24 protein-coding genes, 4 pseudogenes and 2 riboswitches are annotated in these 25,123 nt (G+C 69.6%); of the genes and pseudogenes, 13 read left to right on the top strand and 15 right to left on the bottom strand.

What is annotated here, in order from left to right; all coding sequences use genetic code 11:
- Positions 1-29 precede the first annotated feature (29 nt).
- A pseudogene (locus SMIR_RS10300) lies at positions 30-536 on the bottom strand (enhanced serine sensitivity protein SseB C-terminal domain-containing protein); the annotation flags it as partial.
- 126 nt (positions 537-662) lie between these two features.
- On the opposite strand from SMIR_RS10300, the gene SMIR_RS10305 reads away from it, so the two are divergent.
- Positions 663-2,270: an IS4 family transposase gene (locus SMIR_RS10305; RefSeq protein WP_248002767.1), complete on the top strand. Its 1,608-nt coding sequence runs from the start codon at positions 663-665 to the stop codon at positions 2,268-2,270.
- A gap of 60 nt (positions 2,271-2,330) precedes the next feature.
- On the opposite strand, the pseudogene SMIR_RS10310 reads toward SMIR_RS10305, so the two are convergent.
- The 3 genes and pseudogenes from SMIR_RS10310 to SMIR_RS10320 form a co-directional block, all read right to left on the bottom strand.
- Positions 2,331-2,636: pseudogene (locus tag SMIR_RS10310) on the bottom strand (enhanced serine sensitivity protein SseB C-terminal domain-containing protein); the annotation flags it as partial.
- Between the two features lie 198 nt (positions 2,637-2,834).
- On the bottom strand, positions 2,835-3,638 hold the full coding sequence (locus SMIR_RS10315) for an enhanced serine sensitivity protein SseB (RefSeq protein ID WP_168495747.1): 804 nt from the start codon (positions 3,636-3,638) through the stop codon (positions 2,835-2,837).
- 130 nt (positions 3,639-3,768) lie between these two features.
- Positions 3,769-4,449 carry an AAA family ATPase gene (locus tag SMIR_RS10320; protein WP_168501310.1) on the bottom strand — a complete coding sequence of 227 codons (681 nt, stop codon included), beginning with the start codon at positions 4,447-4,449 and terminating at the stop codon, positions 3,769-3,771.
- A gap of 168 nt (positions 4,450-4,617) precedes the next feature.
- Positions 4,618-4,718, top strand: a riboswitch (glycine riboswitch).
- A riboswitch (glycine riboswitch) is annotated at positions 4,719-4,830 on the top strand. It abuts the riboswitch before it with no gap.
- Between the two features lie 34 nt (positions 4,831-4,864).
- Here SMIR_RS10320 and gcvT point away from each other — a divergent pair.
- The 9 genes from gcvT (at position 4,865) to SMIR_RS10365 (ending at position 13,289) form a co-directional block, all read left to right on the top strand.
- A complete protein-coding gene (gene gcvT / locus SMIR_RS10325; protein WP_168495745.1) occupies positions 4,865-5,983 on the top strand; it encodes a glycine cleavage system aminomethyltransferase GcvT in 1,119 nt (372 codons plus the stop codon).
- Positions 5,984-6,111: 128 nt separating this feature from the next.
- Positions 6,112-6,489 carry a glycine cleavage system protein GcvH gene (gene gcvH, locus SMIR_RS10330; protein ID WP_168495743.1) on the top strand — a complete coding sequence of 126 codons (378 nt, stop codon included), beginning with the start codon at positions 6,112-6,114 and terminating at the stop codon, positions 6,487-6,489.
- A 13-nt stretch (positions 6,490-6,502) separates the two neighbouring features.
- Entirely contained in the window at positions 6,503-7,765 is a 1,263-nt protein-coding gene (glyA, locus tag SMIR_RS10335) for a serine hydroxymethyltransferase (RefSeq protein ID WP_054234611.1), read from the top strand.
- A gap of 142 nt (positions 7,766-7,907) precedes the next feature.
- Complete coding sequence (locus SMIR_RS10340; protein ID WP_168495741.1) at positions 7,908-9,275, top strand: L-serine ammonia-lyase; 1,368 nt, start codon at positions 7,908-7,910, stop codon at positions 9,273-9,275.
- Positions 9,276-10,062: 787 nt separating this feature from the next.
- Positions 10,063-11,469, top strand: coding sequence for an arylsulfotransferase family protein (locus tag SMIR_RS10345; RefSeq protein WP_249938410.1), 1,407 nt, complete (start codon positions 10,063-10,065; stop codon positions 11,467-11,469).
- A 20-nt stretch (positions 11,470-11,489) separates the two neighbouring features.
- On the top strand, positions 11,490-11,648 hold the full coding sequence (locus SMIR_RS44900) for a DAPG hydrolase family protein (RefSeq protein ID WP_168495737.1): 159 nt from the start codon (positions 11,490-11,492) through the stop codon (positions 11,646-11,648).
- Positions 11,645-11,791 carry a hypothetical protein gene (locus SMIR_RS10355; RefSeq protein WP_168495735.1) on the top strand — a complete coding sequence of 49 codons (147 nt, stop codon included), beginning with the start codon at positions 11,645-11,647 and terminating at the stop codon, positions 11,789-11,791. Before SMIR_RS44900 ends, SMIR_RS10355 begins: the two co-directional genes overlap by 4 nt.
- Positions 11,792-12,060: 269 nt before the next feature.
- On the top strand, positions 12,061-12,618 hold the full coding sequence (locus tag SMIR_RS10360) for a glycoside hydrolase family 25 protein (RefSeq protein WP_168495733.1): 558 nt from the start codon (positions 12,061-12,063) through the stop codon (positions 12,616-12,618).
- A gap of 125 nt (positions 12,619-12,743) precedes the next feature.
- The gene (locus SMIR_RS10365) at positions 12,744-13,289 is read left to right on the top strand and encodes an MOSC domain-containing protein (RefSeq protein ID WP_168495731.1); all 546 of its coding nucleotides are present in this window, start codon (positions 12,744-12,746) and stop codon (positions 13,287-13,289) included.
- A 2-nt stretch (positions 13,290-13,291) separates the two neighbouring features.
- Here the strand turns inward: SMIR_RS10365 and SMIR_RS10370 are convergent, their stop codons facing one another.
- Together SMIR_RS10370 and SMIR_RS43420 are read right to left on the bottom strand one after the other, a co-directional pair.
- Positions 13,292-14,023, bottom strand: a complete 732-nt coding sequence (locus SMIR_RS10370) for an NADPH-dependent F420 reductase (RefSeq protein WP_349636899.1) — start codon at positions 14,021-14,023, stop codon at positions 13,292-13,294.
- An 85-nt stretch (positions 14,024-14,108) separates the two neighbouring features.
- Entirely contained in the window at positions 14,109-14,501 is a 393-nt protein-coding gene (locus SMIR_RS43420; RefSeq protein ID WP_422664419.1) for an FCD domain-containing protein, read from the bottom strand.
- A 28-nt stretch (positions 14,502-14,529) separates the two neighbouring features.
- On the opposite strand from SMIR_RS43420, the gene SMIR_RS43425 reads away from it, so the two are divergent.
- Positions 14,530-14,826 carry a hypothetical protein gene (locus tag SMIR_RS43425; protein WP_248003131.1) on the top strand — a complete coding sequence of 99 codons (297 nt, stop codon included), beginning with the start codon at positions 14,530-14,532 and terminating at the stop codon, positions 14,824-14,826.
- Between the two features lie 66 nt (positions 14,827-14,892).
- On the opposite strand, the gene SMIR_RS10380 is transcribed toward SMIR_RS43425, so the two are convergent.
- Together SMIR_RS10380 and SMIR_RS10385 are read right to left on the bottom strand one after the other, a co-directional pair.
- Positions 14,893-15,105: an EF-hand domain-containing protein gene (locus SMIR_RS10380; protein ID WP_095852504.1), complete on the bottom strand. Its 213-nt coding sequence runs from the start codon at positions 15,103-15,105 to the stop codon at positions 14,893-14,895.
- A 48-nt stretch (positions 15,106-15,153) separates the two neighbouring features.
- Positions 15,154-15,291 (bottom strand): hypothetical protein, encoded by a 138-nt coding sequence (locus SMIR_RS10385; protein WP_422664537.1) that lies wholly within the window; start codon positions 15,289-15,291, stop codon positions 15,154-15,156.
- On the opposite strand from SMIR_RS10385, the pseudogene SMIR_RS10390 reads away from it, so the two are divergent.
- A pseudogene (locus SMIR_RS10390) lies at positions 15,284-15,454 on the top strand (GNAT family N-acetyltransferase); the annotation flags it as partial. The gene SMIR_RS10385 and the pseudogene SMIR_RS10390 sit on opposite strands and share 8 nt — an antisense overlap.
- Before the next feature lie 12 nt (positions 15,455-15,466).
- Here the strand turns inward: SMIR_RS10390 and SMIR_RS10395 are convergent.
- The 7 genes and pseudogenes from SMIR_RS10395 to SMIR_RS10425 all read right to left on the bottom strand — a co-directional run.
- Positions 15,467-15,913 (bottom strand): annotated as a pseudogene (locus tag SMIR_RS10395) (ADP-ribosyltransferase); the annotation flags it as partial.
- 114 nt (positions 15,914-16,027) lie between these two features.
- The gene (locus SMIR_RS10400) at positions 16,028-17,218 is read right to left on the bottom strand and encodes a YncE family protein (protein ID WP_168495725.1); all 1,191 of its coding nucleotides are present in this window, start codon (positions 17,216-17,218) and stop codon (positions 16,028-16,030) included.
- Positions 17,218-18,120: a polysaccharide deacetylase family protein gene (locus SMIR_RS10405; RefSeq protein WP_168495723.1), complete on the bottom strand. Its 903-nt coding sequence runs from the start codon at positions 18,118-18,120 to the stop codon at positions 17,218-17,220. Before SMIR_RS10405 ends, SMIR_RS10400 begins: the two co-directional genes overlap by 1 nt.
- An 83-nt stretch (positions 18,121-18,203) precedes the next feature.
- Positions 18,204-18,707: an ATP-binding protein gene (locus tag SMIR_RS10410; protein ID WP_054234655.1), complete on the bottom strand. Its 504-nt coding sequence runs from the start codon at positions 18,705-18,707 to the stop codon at positions 18,204-18,206.
- Positions 18,708-19,082: 375 nt separating this feature from the next.
- Positions 19,083-19,850, bottom strand: a complete 768-nt coding sequence (locus SMIR_RS10415) for an enoyl-CoA hydratase/isomerase family protein (protein WP_168495721.1) — start codon at positions 19,848-19,850, stop codon at positions 19,083-19,085.
- 131 nt (positions 19,851-19,981) lie between these two features.
- A complete protein-coding gene (locus tag SMIR_RS10420) occupies positions 19,982-21,235 on the bottom strand; it encodes a L,D-transpeptidase (protein WP_168495719.1) in 1,254 nt (417 codons plus the stop codon).
- 187 nt (positions 21,236-21,422) lie between these two features.
- Positions 21,423-22,640 carry a L,D-transpeptidase gene (locus SMIR_RS10425; protein WP_168495717.1) on the bottom strand — a complete coding sequence of 406 codons (1,218 nt, stop codon included), beginning with the start codon at positions 22,638-22,640 and terminating at the stop codon, positions 21,423-21,425.
- A gap of 151 nt (positions 22,641-22,791) precedes the next feature.
- On the opposite strand from SMIR_RS10425, the gene glgX reads away from it, so the two are divergent.
- Positions 22,792-25,059 carry a glycogen debranching protein GlgX gene (glgX, locus tag SMIR_RS10430; RefSeq protein ID WP_168495715.1) on the top strand — a complete coding sequence of 756 codons (2,268 nt, stop codon included), beginning with the start codon at positions 22,792-22,794 and terminating at the stop codon, positions 25,057-25,059.
- The last annotated feature ends 64 nt before the right edge of the window (positions 25,060-25,123 follow it).

Below are 25,123 nucleotides of genomic sequence, written 5' to 3' on the forward strand. Positions count from 1 at the left end.
CGATCCTTCACGGTTCGCCGGACGTCGGATCAGTATCCGCCGGGTGCCGGTGGATAGCCGTACCCACCCGCCATCGGAGCCTGGGCGGGGGCCGCGTGGGCCTCGCGGTCGTAGAACGGCCGCGCGTTGGCGCGCAGCCACATCGCCACCGGGTCGTACTCGTCCGACATCGCGACGGTCGACACGGGCAGCCCGTCCGGAACCGCGCCGATGGACTGCTGCATCATCGCCCGCACCGAGTCGACAGCGGGCGGCGAGGTGTCGTAGACGTCGAGCCCGATGGCCAGATACGGCGCCCCGAGCGCCGGCTGCACCCAGGCGCGGCGCAGCGAGCGCACGGCGGTGGTGCGATGTGCGTTCTGGGTGAGCAGGGCGTAGAACTGCGGGATCTCGATGCCGGGTTCGGACAGTCCCAGCGGACCGGCGGGCTGGCGCTCCAGACCCGCCGCGATTCTGCGCAGATCCAGCCATGGGATGCCGACCCCGCCGCCCGGGGCGTGCGGATTGAGCCAGAGCCCGAAGTGGTCGGGGTAGAGGGCAATGCCGCGTAGTTAAGCGACCTGCGGCTTCGTCAAACTGCGCCCGTCGATGCCACGGACGTGACAACGGGACCTTCGTTAGGCAGAGAAGCCGACCAAGGTCTTCCCTCCCGAGAGGTCCCGTTGCCCGATCAGTGTGCCACCACCACGTTCACCGAGACCATCACCTGCGCGGCTGGCGCTTTCGCGCCCGGGCACCTCGGCGAGTTGACCCAGCATGTGCCGTTCGAACTGGCTGACGCCGTACTGGAGGAGACTCGGACCGGGCATCGTCGCCTGCGGCATCTCCCCTCACGCGTCGGCATCTACTTCCTCCTGGCTTTGGCGATGTTCCCGGCCCTGGGCTATGCGCGTGTCTGGGACAAGCTTGTCGTCGGCCTGCACGGACTGGCGCCGCACCGGCCGTCGGAGAAGGCACTACGCGATCTGCGGCGCCGTCTGGGGCCGGCTCCGTTGAAGGCGTTGTTCGACGCGGTGTCCGGGCCACTCGCCCGGCCAGGCACGAAGGGCACTTGCTACCGCTCCTGGCGCACGGTCGCCTTCGACGGCTGCAGTTCGCTCAAGGCCCCTGACCAGCCTCGGATCCGCAGTCTGTTCAGCAAGTCCAAGCACCGGTGGGGCATCTCCGGCTACCCGGCCCTGCGGTTGACGGCCCTGGTCGAGACCGGGACACGAGGCTTACTCGGCGCAGTCTTCGGCCCCACCAGCGTCGGCGAACCGACCCATGCCGCCCAGCTCATGCACCTCCTGTCACCAAAAATGCTCCTCCTGGCCGACCGTGGCTTCGACGGGAACAACTTCTATGCAGCCGTCGCCCGCAGCGGTGCTCAGCTGCTGGTCCGCCTCGGCCCGCACCGCAAGCCCGTCGTCCTGGAAGTCCTCGCCGACGGCTCCTACCTCACCCTGCTGGGCGGGCTCAAGCTCCGGGTCATTGAGGCGGACATCACCGTGACCCTTCGCGACGGGCAACGCGTGCACGACCGCTACCGTCTGGTCACCACACTGCTCGACCCCGGCAGCGACCCGGCGTCCGTGCTGGTGCGGCTCTACCATGAGCGGTGGGAGATCGAGTCGGCCTTCTATTCGCTGCGGCACACGCTGCTTCGCGGACGGGTCCTGCGGTCTTGCGACCCGTTCGGACTGGAGCAGGAACTGTGGGCGACCTTGGCCTTCTACCAGGTTCTCCGCAGGGCCATGGTCGAGGCCGCCGAGGCCGCGTCGGGGACTGATCCCGACCGCGTGAGCTTCACCGTGGCCCTCGAAGCAGCGCGGGACCAGCTCACCGCGGCGCGAGGCATCCTGCCCGCCGAAGACAGCAGCGGGTGCTCGGGACGCATCGGCCAAGCCGTACTCGCCAACCTGCTGCCGGCCCGGCGCCCCCGCGTCAGCGCCCGCAAGGTGAAGTGCCCCATGACCCGATACCCCGGCAACCCCGTCGACCCCCGCCCGGCGATCAGCCAGGACATCACTGCCCTGGACATCGCGGTCCATCAGGCGGTCATGCCACCGCCCGCTCCTACCCGCCCATCCCTCACTCCGGGCCGCAAGACGCTCGTGCTCGACCTCCTGCGAACCGATCCCGAACGACCCTGGCGGTCACAGGAGATCGCCGAAGCGATCGCCTGCTCCAACATCAAGAGCCTATGGACACAGCTCTCGACCTGGGTGAAAGACGGGATGCTCCGCAAGATCGCCAAGGACACCTACGCCCTCGTCCCGGACTGGGCATGATGTGACGAGCCGCATCCCGCCGCCCATTTGACGAAACCGCAGGTCGCTTAACTACGCGGCATTGGGGTAGAGGGTGCGGGCCACGTCGAGGCCGTCGACGACCTCGTACGACCGGTTCCAGCCGCTGGCCGAGAGTTCCTGGGCGGAGGTGACGCACGGCGCGTAGCCGAAGCCGTCCACCTCCATGTTCCCGTACTGGGCGTCCGGGGAGCCGCCCTGGCCGTGCCAGAGCAGCATCCACACCTGACCGGACGACGGGGTCGCGAGCGCGCGAAGGAGCGCCTCGTAGGCGTCGTAACGCCCGGGCGTCACCTGGCGCAGCATGTGCTCGACCTGACCGGCCGCGGCCGTGCCCGACGCGCTCACCTTCAACCGCCCCTTCGTGAAGAAATCATGACGTCGACCAACACCTCGGCCGAACCCCGGCCGAGCCATGAAACCAGCTTAAGCGGCGAATGCGCTCCGCTGGGGGAGCCGTTGAGAGCTCGGTGCCCGTTGTGGTCTGGAGGCTGCGGGTTGTTCGTGGCTGGGCGCGCAGTTCCTCGCGCCCCTTGCGGGGCGCTTCTACTGGGTCTGCTGATAGAAGGGCCGTACTTGGGCTCGCATCCAGTCGCCCACCGGGTCCTGGGCGACGTCCAGGAGGACCAGGTTCACCGGCCACTTGACCGCGACGCGGGAGAGGGCGCGGGAGAGCGCGTCCATGGGGAGGGCGCGGAGGTCTCCCTCCCACACGGAGAGTTCGACCCCGACGAACATGACCGGGTCGTCGCCCTCGATGCTGGCCAGACAACGGCGGGCGGTCCGTACGACGCCCGTCGCCGCGAACTCGGCCGAGGCGGCGGCGAAGAAGTCCACCGGATCGTCCTGCCAGTCGGGCTCGTAGAGTTTCACCCGGCCACCGCTCGTGGGCCCGTCCAGCGGGGTGCGCCCGGCCCGGCACAGCTCGGCGACCGCGAGGGGCGGCAGCGGCACACCGACCACCCCGTCCGGGTTGATCGCGATGCCGACCTGCGGAGGCAGCCCGCGGGCGAAATCGACCGCGGGCGCGATCGTGTACGACAGATGGCTGCCGGCGACCTGGCGGAACTGCTCCTCGGAGCTGAAGACCGGCACGTACGCCTGGCCGTCGATCTCCAGGGTGGGCAGGTCGAGGGATCCCGCGTGCGGTCCGCCGCCGTTGGGCAGCGGCACCCAGACGAAGCTGCGGCCGAGGACCTCGACGATGCGGCCGCCGGCCGAGGGCACTCCGAGGGAGGCGGAGAGCACCTCCTCCAGTTCGTTGCCCGGCCAGCCGCCGTGCGAGTGGGGGTGAGAGCCGGGTTGCGGGTACGCCGATGCCGAGAAGTCCGGGAAGTCGGGGATGTCCATCTGTCTACCTGTCTACCGCCTGCGGTGAACCACTGTTCTGGTGTTCTGGCTGGAAAGATTAGTGGGCCTGTACGACTTCCCGACCGCTCTCGGTCGCTCTCGGCTACTCGCCGCCACTCCCGTCCGTTTCTCAGTCACCGAAGCCGATCCTCCGCAGCACGTCCGCCGCATCCCGGTCGAGGAGCACCGCCGAGCCGCAGCCCTCCGGCAGGTCGCCCCGCTCGGCGGAGCGCAGCAGCCGGGCGACCGCGCCCCGGTGACGGGCGAACGCGTAGCGCGAGACGCCCCGGCCGCGCTCGCGCTGGCCCTCCAGCGCCGTGCCGGGCGTGACGTCGAGCAGCAGCAGGTGGAGGGTGCCACCGCGGCGCTGGGCCTCGCGGGCGAGCCAGCGGCGCACCCAGGCCTGCGTACCGCAGTCGTGCACGACGACCCCGGTACCGGAGCGCAGCGCGCGGCGCAGGCCCGCGTAGTGCGCGAGGCGGACGAGGGGCCGGTAGACGGCGTACGGCAGCCGGCCGGCCCCCCGCTCGTCCCAGCGGTCCCTGGTGTCCTGGGAGTCGATGCGCGGTCCCTCGACGGCGCGGCGCATCAGGGTCGACTTGCCGCTGCCCGGCAACCCGGTGACCACGACGACGTCGGCCGCTCCGAAGTGCAGACCGTGCGGAGAGTGTCCCGCGCGCGCCCTGAGGTCGCGGACGACGGCCGACGGCAGCGCTCCGCACGCCTCCCGGGTCCTGGCCGGGGCGCCGGGCTGCTCGGGCAGCGCGAGGCCCGAGGTCGTGGCGTACGCCGTGGTCCTGTTCACCGTGATCGTCCTCCCCTTGGGTGTGGAGTCCCATCCCCGTCGAGTGTAAAGAGAAGGTAATGCGCGGTGTCTCTCGTTTCCGTACGCGGACTGCCACAGGCCGGTTACAGATGCGGACTGCCGTGATCGGACGGCGCGTGCGATGATGTGCCCGCCAACTGCATACCGGCCGCTTGAATCCGCGCGGGAGAGTTCCGGGAACCTTCGGGTACCCGGGCGCCGAAGGAGCAAGTCCCTCCCTTGAATCTCTCAGGCCCCGTTACCGCGCGGGCGAGGCACATCTGAAAAGCGGGCCGCTCTCCAGTGGCTCCACCCAAGGTGCAAGTCAGGACCTCCGTTCGCGGGGTCGTGATGAACCTCTCAGGTTCCGATGACAGATGGGGAGGAACGACCTCGCCGTCATGCCTTGGGAGCCCCACCGATGAGCAGTAACGCACCCCGTCTCACCGCGCTCGATGCCCTGCATCGCTCGCTCGGCGCGACGATGACCGACTTCGCGGGCTGGGACATGCCCCTGCGCTACGGCTCCGAACGCGACGAGCACCTCGCCGTGCGCACCCGGGCCGGCCTCTTCGACCTGTCGCACATGGGCGAGATCACGGTCACCGGGCCTGGGGCTGCCGCCCTGCTGAACCACGCGCTGGTCGGCAACATCGCCTCCGCCGGCGTCGGCCGCGCCCGCTACACGATGATCTGCCGGGAGGACGGCGGCATCCTGGACGACCTGATCGTCTACCGGCTGGCCGAGAACGAGTACATGGTCGTCGCGAACGCCTCCAACGCCCAGGTGGTGCTGGACGCGCTGACCGAGCGTGCCGCCGGCTTCGACGCCCTCGTGCGCGACGACCGGGACGCGTACGCGCTGATCGCCGTGCAGGGCCCCGAGTCCCCCGGCATCCTCAAGTCGCTGACCGACGCCGACCTGGACGGGCTGAAGTACTACGCGGGCCTGCCGGGCACCGTCGCGGGCGTCCCGGCGCTGATCGCCCGTACGGGCTACACGGGCGAGGACGGCTTCGAGCTGTTCGTGGCCCCGTCCGACGCCGAGAAGCTGTGGCAGGCGCTGACGGACGCGGGCGCGCCCGTCGGGCTCGTCCCCTGCGGCCTGTCCTGCCGCGACACGCTGCGCCTGGAGGCGGGCATGCCGTTGTACGGGCATGAGCTGACCACCTCGCTCACCCCCTTCGACGCGGGGCTCGGGCGGGTCGTGAAGTTCGAGAAGGAGGGGGACTTCGTGGGGCGTGCCGCGCTCCAGGAGGCCGCCTCCCGTGCCGAGGAGAACCCCCCGCGGGTACTCGTCGGGCTTGTCGCCGAGGGCCGTCGCGTACCGCGCGCCGGGTTCTCGGTCGTCGCCGACGGCAAGGTGATCGGCGAGGTCACCTCCGGCGCGCCCTCCCCGACGCTGGGCAAGCCGATCGCGATGGCGTACGTCGACGCCGCACATGCCGCGCCGGGCACGGCCGGGGTCGGCGTGGACATCCGGGGCAGCCATGAGCCGTACGAGGTCGTGGCGCTGCCGTTCTACAAGCGCCAGAAGTAGCTTCGGGGCCGAAAGGGCCCCGTTCAGCGCGCCCACGTGACGCACGCCGCTGTGTCACGTCTCGTATCCCAGGACCACTCGGTCATCCCGTTCATCCGCACTCCCCCGCGTACAGGAGAATTCAGGCCATGAGCAACCCCCAGCAGCTGCGCTACAGCAAGGAGCACGAGTGGCTGTCGGTCGCCGAGGACGGCGTCTCGACGGTCGGCATCACCGAGTTCGCGGCCAACGCGCTCGGCGATGTCGTCTACGCCCAGCTTCCGGAGGTCGGTGACACGGTGACCGCGGGCGAGACCTGCGGCGAACTGGAGTCGACCAAGTCCGTCAGCGACCTGTACGCGCCGGTCACCGGCGAGGTCGTGGAGGCCAACCAGGACGTGGTGGACGACCCGTCGCTGGTGAACTCCGCCCCCTTCGAGGGTGGCTGGCTGTTCAAGGTACGCATCGCGGAGGAGCCGGGCGACCTGCTCTCCGCGGACGAGTACACCGAGTTCTCCGGCTCTTAAGGACTTCTGACTGATGTCGCTTCTGAACACGCCCCTGCACGAGCTGGACCCGGACGTCGCCGCCGCCGTCGACGCCGAGCTGCACCGCCAGCAGTCCACCCTGGAGATGATCGCCTCGGAGAACTTCGCTCCGGTCGCGGTCATGGAGGCCCAGGGCTCGGTCCTGACCAACAAGTACGCCGAGGGCTACCCGGGCCGCCGCTACTACGGCGGCTGCGAGCACGTCGATGTGGTCGAGCAGATCGCCATCGACCGCGTCAAGGCGCTCTTCGGCGCCGAGCACGCGAACGTACAGCCCCACTCGGGCGCCCAGGCCAACGCGGCGGCGATGTTCGCGCTGCTGAAGCCGGGCGACACGATCATGGGTCTGAACCTCGCGCACGGCGGGCACCTGACCCACGGCATGAAGATCAACTTCTCCGGCAAGCTGTACAACGTGGTCGCATACCACGTGAACGATGAGACCGGTCAGGTCGACATGGACGAGGTCGAGCGCCTCGCCAAGGAGTCCAGGCCGCAGCTGATCGTGGCGGGCTGGTCGGCGTACCCGCGTCAGCTGGACTTCGCCGCGTTCCGCCGGATCGCGGACGAGGTCGGCGCGTACCTGATGGTCGACATGGCGCACTTCGCGGGCCTCGTGGCCGCGGGCCTGCACCCCAACCCGGTGCCGCACGCCCACGTGGTCACCACCACGACCCACAAGACGCTGGGCGGCCCGCGCGGTGGCGTGATCCTGTCCACCGCCGAGCTGGCCAAGAAGATCAACTCCGCGGTCTTCCCCGGCCAGCAGGGCGGTCCGCTGGAGCATGTGATCGCCGCGAAGGCCGTCTCCTTCAAGGTCGCCGCCTCCGACGACTTCAAGGAGCGCCAGCAGCGCACGCTGGACGGCGCGCGGATCCTGGCCGAGCGCCTGGTCCAGGACGACGTCAAGGCCGTGGGCGTGGACGTCCTGTCCGGCGGCACGGACGTGCACCTGGTCCTGGTCGACCTGCGCAACTCCGAGCTGGATGGCCAGCAGGCCGAGGACCGTCTCCACGAGGTCGGCATCACGGTCAACCGGAACGCGATCCCGAATGACCCGCGGCCCCCGATGGTGACCTCGGGCCTGCGCATCGGCACGCCCGCCCTCGCCACCCGCGGCTTCCAGGCCGAGGACTTCACCGAGGTCGCGGACATCATCGCCGAGGCGCTGAAGCCCTCGTACGACGCGGAGTCCCTCAAGACCCGGGTCTCCGCCCTGGCCGACAAGCACCCGCTGTACCCCGGCCTGAAGTAGTACAGAACCAGTTCCTGCGAAATTTCACTTTCGTACAGAAATTCGCACGGAACGTACGATTCACCAGGACGCCGCGCACACTGGAACCGGAGCCGTGCGCGGCGCCCGCCCCCATGCACCACCCCTGTTGTGAGGAGTCCCCGTGGCCATCTCGGTCTTCGACCTGTTCTCGATCGGCATAGGCCCGTCGAGCTCCCACACGGTGGGCCCGATGCGTGCGGCGCGCATGTTCGCCCGCCGGCTGCGCAACGAGGAGCTGCTGGCCTCGGTGGCCACGGTCCGGGCGGAGCTGTACGGCTCCCTGGGCGCGACCGGCCACGGCCACGGCACCCCCAAGGCGGTGCTGCTGGGCCTGGAGGGCGCGTCGCCGCGAACGGTGGACGTGGAGGGCGCCGACGACCGCGTGGAGCAGATCAAGTCGTCGGGCCGTCTCGCCCTGCTCGGCACGCACGAGATCGCCTTCTCCTTCGACGACGACCTGGTCCTGCACCGCCGCAAGGCCCTGCCGTACCACGCGAACGGCATGACGATCTTCGCGTACGACGCCTCCGGCGCACTCGTCCTGGAGAAGACGTACTACTCGGTCGGCGGCGGCTTCGTGGTCGACGACGACGCGGTGGGCGAGGACCGCATCAAGCTCGACGACACGGTGCTCAAGTATCCGTTCCGCACGGGCGACGAGCTGCTGCGCCTGACGAAGGAGACCGGCCTGTCGATCTCCGCCCTGATGCTGGAGAACGAGCGGGCCTGGCGCACCGAGGAGGAGATCCGCGAGGGGCTCCTCGCGATCTGGCGTGTGATGCAGGCGTGCGTCTCCCGGGGCATGTCCCGCGAGGGCATCCTGCCGGGCGGCCTCAAGGTCCGCCGCCGCGCCGCCGTCTCGGCCCGCCAGCTGCGGGCGGAGGGCGACCCGCTGGCCCACGCGATGGAGTGGATCACGCTCTACGCGATGGCGGTGAACGAGGAGAACGCGGCGGGCGGCCGGGTGGTCACGGCCCCCACCAACGGCGCCGCGGGCATCATCCCGGCGGTCCTCCACTACTACATCAACTTCATCCCGGGCGCGGACGAGGACGGCGTCGTGCGCTTCCTGCTCGCCGCCGGCGCCATCGGGATGCTCTTCAAGGAGAACGCCTCCATCTCCGGCGCCGAGGTCGGCTGCCAGGGCGAGGTCGGCTCGGCCTGCTCGATGGCCGCGGGCGCCCTCGCCGAGGTCCTCGGCGGCAGCCCCGAACAGGTCGAGAACGCCGCCGAGATCGGCATGGAACACAACCTCGGCCTCACCTGCGACCCGGTCGGCGGCCTCGTCCAGATCCCCTGCATCGAACGCAACGGCATGGCAGCGGTCAAGGCGGTCACCGCCGCCCGCATGGCCATGCGCGGCGACGGCTCCCACAAGGTCTCCCTCGACAAGGTCATCAAGACCATGAAGGAGACGGGCGCGGACATGAGCGTCAAGTACAAGGAGACGGCGCGGGGCGGGCTGGCGGTCAATATCATCGAGTGCTGAGGGGACGGGCCCCGACCTGAGCGTTCGCGTCTTTCAGCGCTGTCAGGGGCTTCCCTGCCTGCTCGGCGCAAAGTCCCCAAAATGCCCCTGGGGCAGGCGTGAAAGTCGCCGGGAATCCCACGGGACGTGCGCCTGGCCTGGGGGTTCGTGGCACTCTGTCCGCGCACGGCCGCTACCTGCGCCGAAGCGGACGCGGCGGGGTCAGCGAACTCCGGCGCATCGCAAGTGAGTTGGGTGCTCTCTCCATCCACCGCCTGGCCTCATCGCCCCTGGCCGGGAACACTTCGCCCTCAAGGACGGCCTGCTGCTCGCAAGGGAGCTGCGCTGCCGTATGTCCGGGTGAGGCCGTACCTGCCGAACGGCCTACCTGAGTGGCCTTCAGCAGGCGCGGGCCCCTCTTGCTGCATACCGTCACCAGAGGAACAGCTCCCGGTCTTGATCGTTCTGGGTCGGAGGAGTGAACCGAACCAGACGTTCGAAGACGAGCGGCACCGCCATCGGAGAAGGGTTCCGGGTGCCAAGGAGGTCGGCAATGGTGACGCGAGCTCCGCGGGTCCGCCGGACACGGAGAAGGACCCGTCGCACCGTCGGAGCCTGCGTGCTCGCCGCGGGGTGTGTCTTCACAAACTGCGTGCCGTCGGCCACGGCGAGTCCCCAAGGGGGCGCGTCCCGCCGGTGCGCGACGAAACCCTTCCCTCCATCGGAAAGCACTCCACCCCCGATCCTGTCGGGCAGCGATGTGTGGAGTTTCGTCTCCGAACCGGGCCTTCACCCCATGCGGGTGACCGTGACTGCGAACAGACCGGGAACGGCTCACGGAGACATCTTTGTCGCCCCGTTCAGCGCGGACCAGATGGTCGGCCAGACGGGGGCACTGGTCAACGACGACTCGGGTGATCCGGTCTGGTTCCGCCCACTGCCTTCCGCGAACCTCCAGAACGCCGACTTCAAGGTCCAGACCTATTACGACGGCCGCCGGGACCGGGGACAACCGGTGCTGACCTGGTGGCAGGGGACTCTCGCCCTTCCCCCGGCATATACGAACCTGCCGGCCGGTGCGCCGGAACCGGGCGGGTGCTACTACATCTACGACTCCCACTACCGCCTGCTCAAAACGGTCTTCGCGCATCACGGCTACTACCCGGACGAGCACGAATTCACCCTGACCCGCAGGGGCACCGCGCTGTTCATCGCCTCCAAACCGGTGCCCATGGATCTCACCCCCTATGGGGGTCCGAAGAACGGAGCCATCGAGAACAGCGAGGTCCAGGAGGTCGACCTCGCCACGGGGAGACTCCTCTACTCATGGAACGCGCTGGACCATATCGACCCGGCCGATTCCGAGGAGGCAGCCTCCAGCGCATCGTCGTCCGGCGGAGTGTGGGACGCCTTTCACATCAACTCCGTCGACGAGGGCCCTGACGGCCGGCTGCTGATCTCGGCCCGGAACATGTGGGCGATCTACGACGTCACCAAGAAGTCCGGGAAGGTCCGCTATCAGATCGGGGGAAAGAAAAGCGACTTCACCTTCGGTCCGAACGCGGACTTCTACTGGCAGCACGACGCCCGATTCCGGCCAGGAAACCGGATCAGCATGTTCGACGACGGCTGCTGCGACCTTCCCGACGGCGCCCCCGAACAGCGTTCGCACGGCCTGATCCTCAGCCTTGATTTCCGCAGCCACAAGGCGACGGCGGTCAAGACCTACTACCACCGGCCGCCGCTGGAGTCACCGACCCAGGGAAACACCCAGGCCCTCTCCAACGGCAACGAATTCATCGGGTGGGGCCAGAGCCCGTACTACTCGGAGTACGCGGGTGCAGGGAACACCGAGGGCAACGGTTCGAAGAACCTGCTCTACGACGCGAAACTGCCGGGCGCCGACATCTCCTACCGAGCCTTCCGCAACAAATGGATCGGCACGCCCTACTACCCACCGAGTGCGGCGGCACGGTCCCACGCCGGGCACAGCGTCGTCTACGCCTCCTGGAACGGCTCGACGCAGACCGCCGCATGGCAGGTACTCGCCGGATCCGACCCCAATTCCCTGTCGGTCGTCGTCAGACACGCCCCACGGTCCGGATTCGAGACCGCCGTCACCACGCCCGGACCAGGACCGTACTTCAAGGTCAGGGCGCTGGACGCGAAGGGCAGGGTCATCGGGGACTCCCGCGTGGTGAAACTCTCCGGCTGACCGGCGGCAGGGGGACCAGAGTGCTCCCTACCGCGACAGGTGTCCACTACGTACGCCGGGTGAAGGGCGGCGCCGAGACGCGTTCGCGCTTTTGGATGGGCGGGAAATACGTCGCCCCTCGCGCAGCGGCATCCAGCTGGCTGACGAGAACCTGGTCAACCGCCCGTATCGCTTCGTGACCGACGAGAACCTCCTGCGGCTCGACACCCTCCGCGCCAGTTGGGACCCCGACGGGCTGTTCGTGTCCTGGCTGGGTCGGCCCGAACTGCATACCGATGCCGCGGATACCGAGGAGAGCCCGGTAGCCGGCCCGAGGGAATGATCAAAGCGGAGGTCAACGGTCTCGGGGCGGGCGAGTCGGAGGAGCCGCTCGGCGAGCACCCACGGCATCTCCCGCCGGCCAACGCGAGGTGCCGCCCCGGGCAGGGCTCGGACTTCTCGGCCCGGCGGACGACCGGGAGAAGGTTCCATGTCCGGGCCGGTGTTCGAGGGTGCGGTGGAGGAAGTGGGGGCATTTGAAAAGAAGTAGGCCCCTGCACGTATCAGGCAGAACGTACGTGTACATCCCCCCCACGCACGGAGGAGTCGCCCATGCTGCGCGGCATCGACGTAAGCGCCTATCAGTCGTCCTCTTTCTCCACCGACGGTCTCTCCTTCGTCTTCGTCAAGGCGACGGAGGGCCATACGTACGTCAATCCGAAACTCACCGCCCAGGTGAAGACAGCCCGGGACGCCGGGTGCGTGGTCGGGTTCTACCACTTCCTGTGGCCCGGCGACATCACCGCGCAGGCCGAGTACTTCGTCGGCAAGGCCCCCGAGAAGGCCGGAGACCTGCTCGCCGTCGACTGGGAGGCCACCGGTGACGGCACGCACGCGAGCAACGCCGAGAAGGACCGTTTCATCCGGATGGTGAAGGAGCTTCGGCCGAACCACCGGGTCCTCCTCTACACCAACCGCAACTACTGGCTCACCGTCGACACCACCTCGTACGCCGGAGACGGCCTGTGGATCGCCGACTACGTGACCGCGGGCAAGCCCCGTATCAAGGCCTCGTGGCGATTCCACCAGTACACCGACGAGCCCCTGGACAGGGACGTCGCGAACTTCGGCAGCAAGGCCGCGCTGAAGGAGTGGGCGACGGGGGGCTGACGGGCCGCCGGATCCGGCCCGGAAGCCGGGGTGGGAGAAGTCCGGCTGACCCATGAGTTCTCCTGACGCGTAGGCTCTGACCTGCGGCTCGGCGGAAGTCGCAGGAGAGAGGGGAGCTCTCGCACATGGGTGGGACGGTCACCACGGTCAGCAGTAACGGGACGTATTCCTTCACCAAGCCGAACCGGGAGAGCATCACGCTGCTCGCCGGGCTCGGGGTGGAGGGTGATGTGCACGCGGGTACCACCGTGAAGCACCGGTTCCGGATGGCGAAGGACCCGTCGCAGGTGAATCTGCGTCAGGTGCACCTCATGCACGAGGAGCTGTTCGACGAGCTGCGCGAGAGCGGCTTCACCGTCGCTCCCGGGGAGCTCGGGGAGAACGTCACCACCCGGGGTGTCGATCTGCTGGGGCTGCCGGTGGGCACGCTGCTGCGTCTCGGGGACGCGGCCGTCGTGGAGATCACCGGCCTGCGCAATCCCTGCGCACAGATCGACGACTTCCAGAAGGGGCTGCTCAAGCAGGTCGTCGGGAGGGACGAGGACGGCGGCGGAGTCGTCTACAAGTCGGGGGTCATGGGCGTCGTGCGGGAAGGCGGCGTGGTGCGGCCCGGGGACCCCGTCGAGGTCGAGTTGCCGGTCGGGCCGCACCTTCCGTTGCGGATCGTGTGACGTTACGCGCGGAAGTCCGCGGAGCGCTCCCGGGGCGCCTGGGCCAGCGCCTTGGTGACCTCGTCCACGCCCTCCTGAAGGCCGTAGACCGGGGTGCCGGGCTGCTGGCGCCAGGAGTCGTCGAGGCCGCCCGTGTCGACCGTGTCGAAGCCGAGTTCGTCGATGAGCTCACGTACGACCCGCTTGGCGGCCTCGTCGTCACCGGCCACCGGCAGCGCCAGTCGGTCGGGGGCGCCGGCCGGGCGGTGCCGGTCCAAAATGTCCTGGGCGTACGTGCCGTTGAACGCCTTGACGACGGTGTGGCCGATCTGCCGGGCCGTCCAGCCGCTCTCGGTCAGACCCTCGTCCTCGATCGCTGCGATCCTGCCGTCGCGCTGCTGGGGGTAGTAGTTGCCGGTGTCGATGACGGCGACGCCCTTCGCGGCTTGGTCAAAGAGCCCGTCCGGCAGGTTCGGAACCGCCTTCAGGGGAACCGTGACGACGACGACCTCGGCGCCGCGCGCCGCGTCCTCGACCTTGACGGGGGTCGCACCGGTCTCCTCGGCGAGCGCGGTGAGGGTCCCAGGACCGCGGGAGTTCGCGACGGAGACGTCGTGTCCGAGGGCGGTGAGCCGCCGGGTGAGGTTGCCGCCGATGTTGCCCGCGCCGATGATGCCGATCTTCATGATGGACAGGTCCTTCCGGGATTGACGCCACTGGACTGACGGAGATCGGCAACCCCGGTGCACGCCCACCTATTCCGGGACGTACGGCGTTCGGGTGCCCGCCGTCCGCGCCGAGGCCCGGGGCGCCGTCGGGCCAGTACCGCGAGCAGGCCCCTCAGGGCCGCCGCAACAGGGCGAGCGTCTCCTCCAGCTCCCCTCGGAGCACCGTCCCCGCCGTCTCCGCGTCCCCGTCCGCGACGGCCCGTACCAGCGCCGCGTGGGCGTCGTCGCCCGTGTTGGGGTCGTGCTCCCGCATCCCCACCAGATCCAGCATCTCGATCAGGCCCTCCCGCAGCGCGGGCACGAACTCCCTGAAGAGGTCGGCGAGTACGGGGTTGTGGACGGCGGCGACCACGGCCGCGTGCAGCGCGATGTCGGCGTCGACGAAGGCCGCGTCGTCCCCGGCGGACGCGGCGCGGCGGCCGGCCAGCGCGGTGACGTCCTCCGGTGTGCGGCGGGCGGCGGCGAGTCGGGCCGCCTGCACCTCCACCAGCTGGGCCCTCGTCATCGCGGACCAGCTCTCCGACCCACCCGAGGTGGAGGACATCCCCGCCCTGGAGGCCGCGATCACCCGGCACGCGAGCAAGAACCGCGCCGACGCCGACAACGCCTGGAGAGCGGCCACGCTTGCAGCGACCGTGGTGCGGTCAAGGCCGTTCGCCTGCCGTAACGAGGAAGTGGCGGCCCTGTACGCGTACGCCTTCATGGTGCACGCCGGCGAACCGCTCGCCGTCGAGGCCGGGCACCTCGCGGGCATGCTGGTGCGGGTTTCAATCACCGAGATCAGCATCGACATGCCGGCAGCCTTCCTGCGCACCGCGCGCACGGCATGACGAAGGGGCGCCCGCCGGATGGTCGGCGGGCGCCCCTGTGCCCGGGTCACCTGTTCAGGGCCCGGGTCACTTGTTCAGGTGGGTCCAGAACTCGTCGAACGAGAGGACCTTGTCCCCGTTGAGGTCGCGGGTGGCGATGATGGCCTCCGCCACCGAGTCGGTGACGTTCCAGTCGCCGCCCTGGGCGAGGGCGCTCTTGAACTCGGCCGCGGTGATGAAACCGTCACCGTCCGTATCGATCCGCTCGAACTGCTTGCGTGCTTCCTCGATGTCCGCCACCGATCCGCCCCTTCGTAGTGCATTACAGCTGTGTTGACGGAGGTCAGATTAACGGTCCGCGCCGGCCCTCAGTGCGGCGACCACCCAGCCGAACTCCTCCCGGTGCGCGGACGGGGTCCCCGCGCCCTTCACCGTGGACACCAACTCCCGGTACCGGGCGAGCCGCTCATTGGACGCCGACTCCATGCGGCACCGAGGGCTGGGCCGGGCCCTGGTGACGGCGGCCCGGCAGCTCGCCACGGAGCCGCTGTGGGCCCAGGTCGCGCCGGGGAACGCCCGCAGCATGCGGGCGTTCCAGGCAGCCGGTTACCGTCCCGTGGGCTCGGAGGCGCTGCTCATCGCCGGGTAGGCGCCAGTGCCATTACTCGTAGTACGGGTTGCTCTCGCAGTCGCTCATGATCTCGGTCTTGGTCTTCTTGTCGACCGGGCAGACGCCGATGATGTACTGGCGCGCGATACCGCCGGGGAAGGCGACCTCGACCTGGTCGGCCCACTTGTGGGTGTCACCGATGGTCTTGTTGACGTCTACGCCACCGGGCGCGTCGATGTAGTAGTTGAAGCCCGACTTGTACCAGGTCTTGTACAGGTCGTGGTCGTACATCGTCGACACGTACGGCGAGGGCTGGTTGACCAGGACGTACTGCTCGATGTCGTACTGCCCGTCGATGACGTCCTTGGGATTGAAGCCCTGCTCGAAGACGGTGGCGGGGCCCCGGCTGTCGCTGCGGTACAGCGTGCCGCAGGTCTTGCGCCAGACCGGCTCGGGGGTGAAGCGCTAGACCTGCACACGGTGGTCGGCGGCGGCCCGACGCCGCAGGCGAGTTGTGATCACGGGGAGCACGATCTCGGTTCTGCGGCGGCGGGCCGGGCATCTTCACCCGTACGGCGGCGTGTCACCGCCTTCGGGTCAGCCATGCCTGGATCAGCGGAAGATACCGGTGTGGCCGAGCGAGTAGCGGCCCGGCTGGGGGTAGACGGCCAGTCCGTGGGGACCGCTGCCGACCGGGATGCGCGCCAGTTGGGCGCCGGTGCGGGTGTCGATGGCGTACACCTCGGAGTTGTAGCGACCCGACAGCCACAGGACCTTGCCGTCGGCCGAGACGCCGCCCATGTCGGGGCTGCCGCCGTGCGGCAGGCGCCACTTCTTGGTCAGCCTGTTCTGGGTGAAGTCGAAGACGGAGATGGTGCCCTCGCCCCGGTTGGAGATGTACATCTCGCGCGAGTCGCGGCTGACGTACAGCCCGTGGCAGCCCTTGCCGGTCGGGAGGAAGGACGGCTTCGTGAACTTGTCCCCGTCGAGGATCCACACGCCGTTGGTCACCATGTCGGCGATGTAGAACCGCTTGCCGTCGGGGGAGATCTTGACATCCTGCGGCATCGCGCCGCGGAAGGGCAGCTTCTCCTGGGCGACCACCTTCATCCGCTCGGTGTCGACCTTCAGCAGCTCGCCGCTGAACTCGCAGGAGACGATGAAGTAGCGGCCGTCCAGGGAGAAGTCGGCGTGGTTGACGCCGTAACAGGTGACCGGCTCGGTCTTCACGGTCTTCATGGTGTGCGCGTCGCGGAAGACCAGCTCGCGGTCGAGGGAGGCCATGACGATCGCGTACTTGCCGTTGGGCGTGAAGTACAGGTTGTACGGGTCGTGTACGTCGACGGTCTTGCCCGCCTTGCCGGTCCTCGGGTCGATGGGGGTGAGGGTGTTGCCCCGGTCGTTGTTGACCCAGAGCGTCTTCATGTCCCAGGAGGGGACGACGTGCTGGGGCTGGGTGCCGACCCGGATCGTCTCGATGACCTCGTACGTCTTCGGGTCGATCACGGAGACCGTGTTGGAGTTGGTGTTGGGGACGTACACGCGGGACGGGAAGTCCTTGACGACCGGCGAGAGCTTGTTCGGCCGGTCGGCGGCGTAGAGGTCCGTCGGGTCGAGCACGGGCGGCATGCCGGGCAGGCCGTCGACCTGCTTCGGCTGGGCCGGTTTGACGGCGGCCTGGGTGCCGACGGCCTCGTGCGCGGTGTTCTTGGACTCGCTGTCGCAGCCCGGAAGTACGGCGAGTGCGGCGAGTACCGCGCCCGCGAGCAGGGCGCGCTTCGTGAGGTTCCGGTTGCGGTGCATCAGTTCAGCAGCTCCGTGGTGGTGACCGCGCGCAGACCGCGGCGGCCGAGTTCTTCCAGGACGGCGGGGAGCGCGGCGACCGTGTCCGCGTACCCGAAGTGCAGGCTCACCACGGATCCGTCGCGGACCCCGCCGATGACCTGGCGGGTGACGGCGGGGGCGCCCGGCGAGGTGTAGTCGAGCGAGTCGACGTCGTAGGAGAGGACGTGCGGGTAGCCCACACGGCGGGCCACGCCCGCCACGAGGGCGGAGGCGCTAGGGGTGCGGGAGGGCCTGAACCAGGTGCCGATGGACCCGGTCAGCCGTCGCAGCCGGTCCGCGCAGCCCCGGATCTCGGCCTCCGCGTCCGCCTCGGACATCGCGTTGATGTCGAGGTGGCGCAGGGTGTGGTTGCCGAGGTCGTGGCCGCCGTCGAGGATGCGGCGGGCGATGCCGGGGTGCTCGTCGAGCCAACTGCCCACCGCGAGCACGGTGACCCGGGCGCCGGCCTTCTCCGCCTCGCCGAGCAGTGCCTTGGCGACGGCCGGGTCGCCCTGGCCGTGGAAGGTGAGGGCGACCCGGGGACGGTCGCGGGGGCCGTGGGTGATCTCGGCGGGCTGCTGCGGGAAGCGGCGGGGCGCGGGCGCGGCGGCGGGCTTGGCGGAGGGGTTCGCGGAGGAGGCCGCGGCCGGGTTCGCGGAGGGAGAGACGGACGTGCGGGACGCGGCGACCGGGTGTGCGACGACGCCGGTCGCGGAACACCCCGCGGCGAGTGTCCCGGCGGCGAGCGCGACACCCGACCGCAGCGCCGCACGCCGATCCGGAACCGTACGAGGCTCCGGCGCCGCACGCGCGACGCTTCCGTCGGGGCTTCCGTCGGGGGACGGCTGAGGGGGACGAGCGGGCGTGATCACCCGCACCATTTAAGGGTGTAATGGTAAGAAAACGTGCGATTCGTCCGATTGGCGGGGGTGCGGGTCGCGGTGCGGGCCCCGGGGGCGAGCGGTCAGCGGTCGGCGACGCGCATCTCGAACCAGGTGGTCTTGCCGCGGGGCAGGAGGTCGACTCCCCAGCGGTCGGAGAGCTTGTCGACGAGAAAGAGACCGCGGCCGCTCAGGTCCATCTCCTGGACCGGCATCAGACAGGGAAGACCGCGGGAGGGGTCACGGACCTCGACGCGGATCCAGCCCCGGCGGCGCCGCATCCGGAGTCCGAAGACGCGGGCGCCCGTGTGCCGTACGGCATTGCCGACGAGTTCGGACACCAGTAACACGGCGTCCTCGGTCATCTTCGGGGAGAGCCCCCAGTGACGCAGGACGATGACCTGGGTGAGCCGCCGCGCGGTGGCGGCGGACTCGGGGCGGGACGGCAGCGGGACCTCGCCCTCCGTCGGATTGCCGAACAACTCGAGCGCCTTGAGCGCCCGCTCGTCCTCGACCGCAGGCGACCAGCGCGCCGCGGTCGCACTCCCGTGCCGCCGCGGCTGTTCGATACCCTCCAGCCCCGCCATGCCCCCCATCATGGCCGCCCAGAGCCCGCTTCGGGGCCGTTCCGGAGGAATACGCCCCCCGGAACCGCCCATTCCACCACATCCGATCGGCATATGCCCACGGCAGTTCAGGGCCTATCAAGGCCCATCCGACCTGCCGGAATGACCTGGTTGGCGGCAATCGCCATTCGCTCCCGACAAGGCAAGCTTAAGGTTCCCTTAAGGCTGGCATAAACCAGCCCTTCGGGGGACACCGGAGAGGACATCGCGTCAACTGCAAGTGGATCAGCGGAACTTGGAGAGTGAGTTTCGCGGCACCACGGGGGCTCCGGCGGTGATTTTGAGAACCGGTGATTCTGAGAATCGGCGCCCCGGGAAAGCGGCGGAAACGGCGGATCAGAGGAACTTCGCCCTCCCCGGCCCCTCCTCCACGAAGCTGCGCATGCCGCGCTCGCGGTCCTCGGTCGCGAACAGCCCCGCGAACCAGTTCCGTTCAATCGCGAGCCCCGTCTCGAGATCGGTCTCCAGACCCACGTCGATGGACTCCTTGGCGGCGCGCAGCGCGAGTGCGGGACCTTGCGCCAGCTTCGCGGCCCACGCGTGTGCCTGGGCGTACACCTCGTCGGCCGGGACGACCCGGTCCACAAGACCGAGCGACAGCGCCTCGTCGGCCTTCACCATCCGCCCCGTGAAGATGAGGTCCTTCGCCTTGGAGGGACCGATCAGGCGGGACAGGCGCTGGGTGCCGCCGGCGCCGGGGATCAGGCCCAGCAGGATCTCCGGCTGGCCGAGCTTGGCGTTGTCCGCGGCGATACGGAAGTCCGCGCAGAGCGCCAACTCGCAGCCACCGCCCAGCGCGTAGCCGGTGACGGCGGCGACGACCGGCTTGGGGATGCGGGCCACGGCGCTGAAGGAGTCCTGCAGGCCACGGGACCGCACGACCATCGCCGCGTGGTCCATGGCCTGCATCTCCTTGATGTCCGCGCCCGCCGCGAACACCTTCTCGCCGCCGTAGATGACCACGGCGCGCACGTCCTCGCGGCGTGTGGCCTCCTCGGCGAGCTCCTTGAGCCGGTCTTGTGTGGCGACGTCCAGCGCGTTCATGGGCGGGCGGTCCAGGCGGAGGGTGCCGACGCCTTCGGCCACTTCGAGATGCACAGTCATGAGGGCACCGTATCGGGGGGTCTGGGGGGTTGTCCCCCGGGGCAAGTGCAGCATGGGGACCAACGACAACGGGCCCGGTGTGCTCGGTCACAAAGGTGACCTGGCGCAGCGGGCCCGTCGAGGCGGAACGATCAGGCGGTCCAGGCCGACCAGGACATGTTCCAGCCGTTGAGGCCGTTGTCCGGAGCGACCGTCTTGTCGTGGGAGTTCTTCACGATCACCACGTCACCGGTGATGGAGTGGTCGAAGAACCAGGCCGCGGGCGCACTGCGGTCGCCGCCGCCGCGCACGTCGCGCAGGCCCACGCAGCCGTGGCTGGCGTTGTAGTTGCCGAAGGCGTCGCCGCCCCAGTAGTTGCCGTGGATGAAGGTGCCCGAGTCGGTCAGGCGCTGGGCGTCGGGCACGTCCTTGATGTCGTACTCGCCGCCGTAGCCGACCGTCTCACCGTTCATACGGGTCACCCGGAGCTGCTCGCTGATGACCATCTGGCCGTTCCACGTGTCGTAGCCCGGCTTGCCCGTGGTGATCGGGATGGTCTTGATGACCTTGCCGTCGCGCTTGATGACCATCTTGTGGGTCTTGGCGTCGACCGTGGAGACCTGGCTGCGGCCGATCGTGAAGGACACGGTCTTGGCCTGCTTGCCGTAGACCCCGGGCCGGCCCTCGACGCCGTCGAGGTTGAGGGTGACGGTGACCTTCGTACCGGACTTCCAGTACTGCTCGGGGCGGAAGTCGAGGCGGTCGTTGCCGAACCAGTGGCCCTGGACGTCGACGGCCGGCTCGGTCTTGATCTTGATGGCCTTCTCGACGGCGTCCGGGTGTGTGATGCCCCGGGTGAAGCGGACCGAGAAGGGCATGCCGACGCCGACCTTGGAACCGTCCTCGGGAGTGAACATACCGACGAAGGTGTTCTTCGGGGTCAGCGTGGTGAAGGCGGACTCCTCGGCGGCCTCACGGCCGTCGGTGTCCTTGGCCACCGCGTGAACCTTGTACTTGGTGGCGGAGGCGAGGTGGGTCGAGGGCGTCCAGGTGGCACCCCCGCCGGATATCGCGCCGTCGACCGCGTTGCCCTTGCCGTCCTTGACCGTGACCTCGGTCAGCTTGCCCTTGGCCGCGGTGACCTTGAGGGCCCCGCTGGTGGCCACGCCGTTCGTGCCGTCCTTCGGGGCTATGGTCACCACGGCCTGCGAGACCTTGGTGTCGGCCTTGGCGGAGCTTCCCGTGCTCTTGCCCTTGCCGTTCCCGGAGTCCGAGTCCCCTCCCCCACCGCACGCGGTCACGGCGAGCAGCAGCACGCCCAGCAGCAGCGCCAGGATTCCCTTGCTCCCCCGGCTTCCCCGTGCCCGCGTTCCAACCGACGCCCCCGATATCGGTCGCCCGTTCAAGTCTGTTCTCCCCTCGCACGGCCTGATCAGGCCCGCACCCCAGCGCGTCACCGCGCGTATCGCGCTAATTAATCACACGGCTCTGAGAGATGGCTCCCCGGGATTGTCACCGTTCAGTCCCAAGTTCGGCCGTGTGGGGGCGCGCTGGAGTCCCCTGCCCTACGGCGCGTGCGTGCGCCTCTTCGGGCTACTTCGCCGCGCCGCCCGCCTTCCACTCCTTCCAGCCCATGTTCCAGCCTCCGAGGCCGTTGTCGGGAGCGACTTCCTTGTCGGCGCTGTTGACGATCTCGATGACGTCGCCGATGAGACTGCGGTCGAAGAACCAGCCCGCGGGGGTGTCGGAGCTGCCGCCCTTCACGTCCTCGAGACCGACGCAGCCGTGGCTGACGTTGCTGTTGCCGAAGACGCCCGAGGCCCAGTAGTTGCCGTGCACGAAGGTCCCGGAGTCGGTGAGTCGCATCGCGTGCGGGACGTCCGGGATGTCGTACTCGCCGCCGAAGCCGACCGTGCGGCTGTTCATCCGGGTCACCTCCAGCATCTCCATGACGACCATCTTCCCGTTGTACGTCGTCCTCTTGGGGGCGCCCGCCGTGATCGGCACCGTGGCGAGGAGGTCGCCGTCGCGGCGTACCTCCATGGTGTGCGCGGCGGCGTCGACCAGCGAGACCTGGCTGCGTCCGATGGTGAACGAGAAGGTCCTGTACTGGAGTCCGTAGACGCCCTTCGCCCCCTCGACATCGCGCAGCCGCAGCCCGACGGTGACCTTCGTGCCCGGCTTCCAGTACTTCTCGGGCCGGAAGTCGAGGCGGCTCTTGCCGAACCAGTGCGGGCGGACCTCCACCGCGGGGCTGGCCTCGATGTGGATCGCGCGCTCGACGGCGGACCGGTTCTCGATCTCCCGGTTGAACGAGAGGGAGACGATCATGCCGGTGCCGACGGTGGAGCGGTTCTCCGGCGTCACGTATCCGATGAACCGCTCCTCGGGGACGTACGTCGTGAATGTCGTGTGCCGCGCCGAGCGCCGCCCCTGCCCGTCGAGGGCCACCACGTCCACGGCGTACTTGGCGGCCAGCGCGAGCCGCGGGTCGTCGGGCGCCCAGGTCAGGCCGTCGGCGGAGATGTGCCCGGGCACCGCGGACTCCTGCGCGTCCTGGTCCTTGACGACCTGCACGGACTCCAGACGCCCGTCGGGCACCCGGACCCGCAGCGCCTGCCGCGAGCGTACGCCCTTGCTGTTGTCGTCGGGAGAGATCCGGATGACGTCCTCGGCGGCGGGGGGTTTGCCAAGCACCTCCTCCATCCCGTGCGAGGTGCAGCCGGCGGCTCCGGCGAGCAGGCCGGCCCAGGTCAGTACGGCGGCCAGTGCGGCCCCTGCGTGCCGCGCGCGTGTCTGTTCGTGCTTCACAGCGGGCCCAACGAGTGTGCACCTCTGGGGAAACGTGAGTGCGAGCCAAGCGCTGGGCAGAACAGTGGGGAGGACGACGCGAGGGGGAGCCGCAGCGGGGACACTGCGCGCTTCCCTACGGGCCGTCCACCGAGCCGCAGGAGGCTGAACGGTGTCGAGCGCAGCCGAGCAGGAGGCAGTGCCGGAGGGGCGGGCCACGGGCGAGAAGCTGCCCGCGCAGTCATCCCCCGTGCTGAACGGCGCCCAGCGGGCGCCGTCGCCCGCCGTGTCCGTGTGGCCGGGCGCCCCGACCCCGCTCGGAGCGCGCTTCCGCGTCGGCCCCGACGGCGCGGCGGGCACCAACTTCGCCCTGTGGGCGGGCGGGGCGGAGGCCGTCGACCTCTGTCTCTTCGACGAGCGGGACGGCGAGGTCCACGAGACACGCGTACCGCTCACCGAGCTGACCCACGAGATCTGGCACGGCTTCGTCCCCGGCGTGCTGCCCGGCCGCCGCTACGGCTACCGCGTGCACGGCCGCTGGGACCCGTGGACCGGCGCCCGCTGGAACCCGGCGAAGCTGCTCCTCGACCCGTACGCCCGTGCGGTGGACGGCGACTTCAGTCTGCCGCCCGAGGTGTACGGGCATGTCCGGGACTGGCCCCAGCAGCAGGTCGCGGACACCGTGCGCGACGACCGGGACTCGGCGCCGTACGTCCCCAAGGGTGTCGTCGTCCACGATGACGACGACTGGTCGGACGACCACCGCCCGAAGACGCCGTGGGCGGACTCGGTGATCTACGAGCTGCACGTACGCGGCTTCACGCGGCTGCACCCCGGGATCCCGGAGGAACTGCGCGGCACCTACGCCGGGCTGGCCCACCCGGCGGCGATCGAGCACCTGGTCGGGCTGGGCGTCACGGCCGTGGAACTCCTGCCCGTCCATCAGTTCGCCCACGAGGACCATCTCCTGCGGCGCGGAATGAAGAACTACTGGGGCTACAACTCGATCGGCTACTTCGCCCCGCACGCGGGCTACGCGTCCTCCGGGACGACGGGACAGCAGGTCGGCGAGTTCAAACGCATGGTGCGGGCGCTGCACGCCGCCGGCATCGAGGTGATCCTCGACGTGGTCTACAACCACACGGCGGAGGCCGGCGAGCTGGGCCCGATGCTGTCCCTTCGCGGCATCGACAACCGGGGCTACTACCGGCTCCAGTCGGACGCCCGCCGGTACGCCGACTACACGGGCTGCGGCAACACCCTGCACGTGGTCCAGCCGCACGTCCTGCGCCTGATCACGGACTCGCTGCGGTACTGGGTGACGGAGATGGGGGTGGACGGCTTCCGCTTCGACCTGGCGGCGGCGCTGGCCCGCTCCATGCACGACGTCGACATGCTCTCCCCCTTCCTCGCGGTCATCGCCCAGGACCCGGTCCTGCGCCGGGTGAAGCTGATCGCCGAACCCTGGGACGTCGGTTCCGGCGGCTACCAGGTCGGCGCCTTCCCACCCCTGTGGACGGAGTGGAACGACCGCTATCGCAACGCGGTCCGGGACTTCTGGCGGGGCGCACTGCCGGACGTACGGGACCTGGGGTACCGCCTCTCGGGGTCGAGCGACCTGTACGCGTGGGGCGGACGGCGCCCCTACGCCTCGGTGAACTTCGTGACCGCCCACGACGGCTTCACGCTGCGCGACCTCGTCTCCTACGAGCGCAAGCACAACGAGGCCAACGGGGAGGGCAACCGGGACGGCACGAACGACAACCGGGCCTGGAACTGCGGGGCGGAGGGGGAGACGGACGAGGAGCGGGTACGGGGGCTGCGGCGCCGCCAGTTGCGGAACCTGCTGACGACGCTACTGCTGTCCACCGGGGTGCCGATGCTCGTCGCGGGGGACGAGTTCGGGCGCACCCAGCGCGGCAACAACAACGCGTACTGCCAGGACAACGAGATCAGCTGGGTCGACTGGAGCCTGCTCGACGAACCGGGCTGGCGTGCCCTGTTCGACCTCACCTCCCGTCTGATCGCGCTGCGGCACCGGCATCCCGTGCTGCGGCGCCGCGCGTTCTTCTCCGGCCGGGCGCACTCCGTCGACGGGCTGCGGGACCTGGCGTGGTTCACCCCGCGCGGGACGGAGATGACGGAACGGGACTGGTACGCGCCGGCCGGGACGCTCGGGATGTACCTCTCCGGCCGGGACATCCCCGGACGCGATGCCCGCGGAGCGCCGGTCGTGGACGACAGCTTCCTCGCGGTGCTGCACGCCGGGGACCGTCCGGTGAGCTTCGTCCTGCCGGGGCCCCCGTGGGCCTCGCGCTACGAACTCGTGGTCGACACCTCGGCGGAGGATCAGGCACGGGCGCCGGGTGTGGTCCATCGGGCGGGCGGCACGGTCACCGTGCCGGCGCGGGCGGTGTTGTTGCTACGGGTGGTGGGCTGAGGCTTTCAGGGGCGCGGGGCTGTGACATTTGCGGCTCCGCCGCGTGGGCGCGGCCGGCCCCCAC

Source organism: Streptomyces mirabilis, assembly GCF_018310535.1.
Taxonomy (GTDB): domain Bacteria; phylum Actinomycetota; class Actinomycetes; order Streptomycetales; family Streptomycetaceae; genus Streptomyces.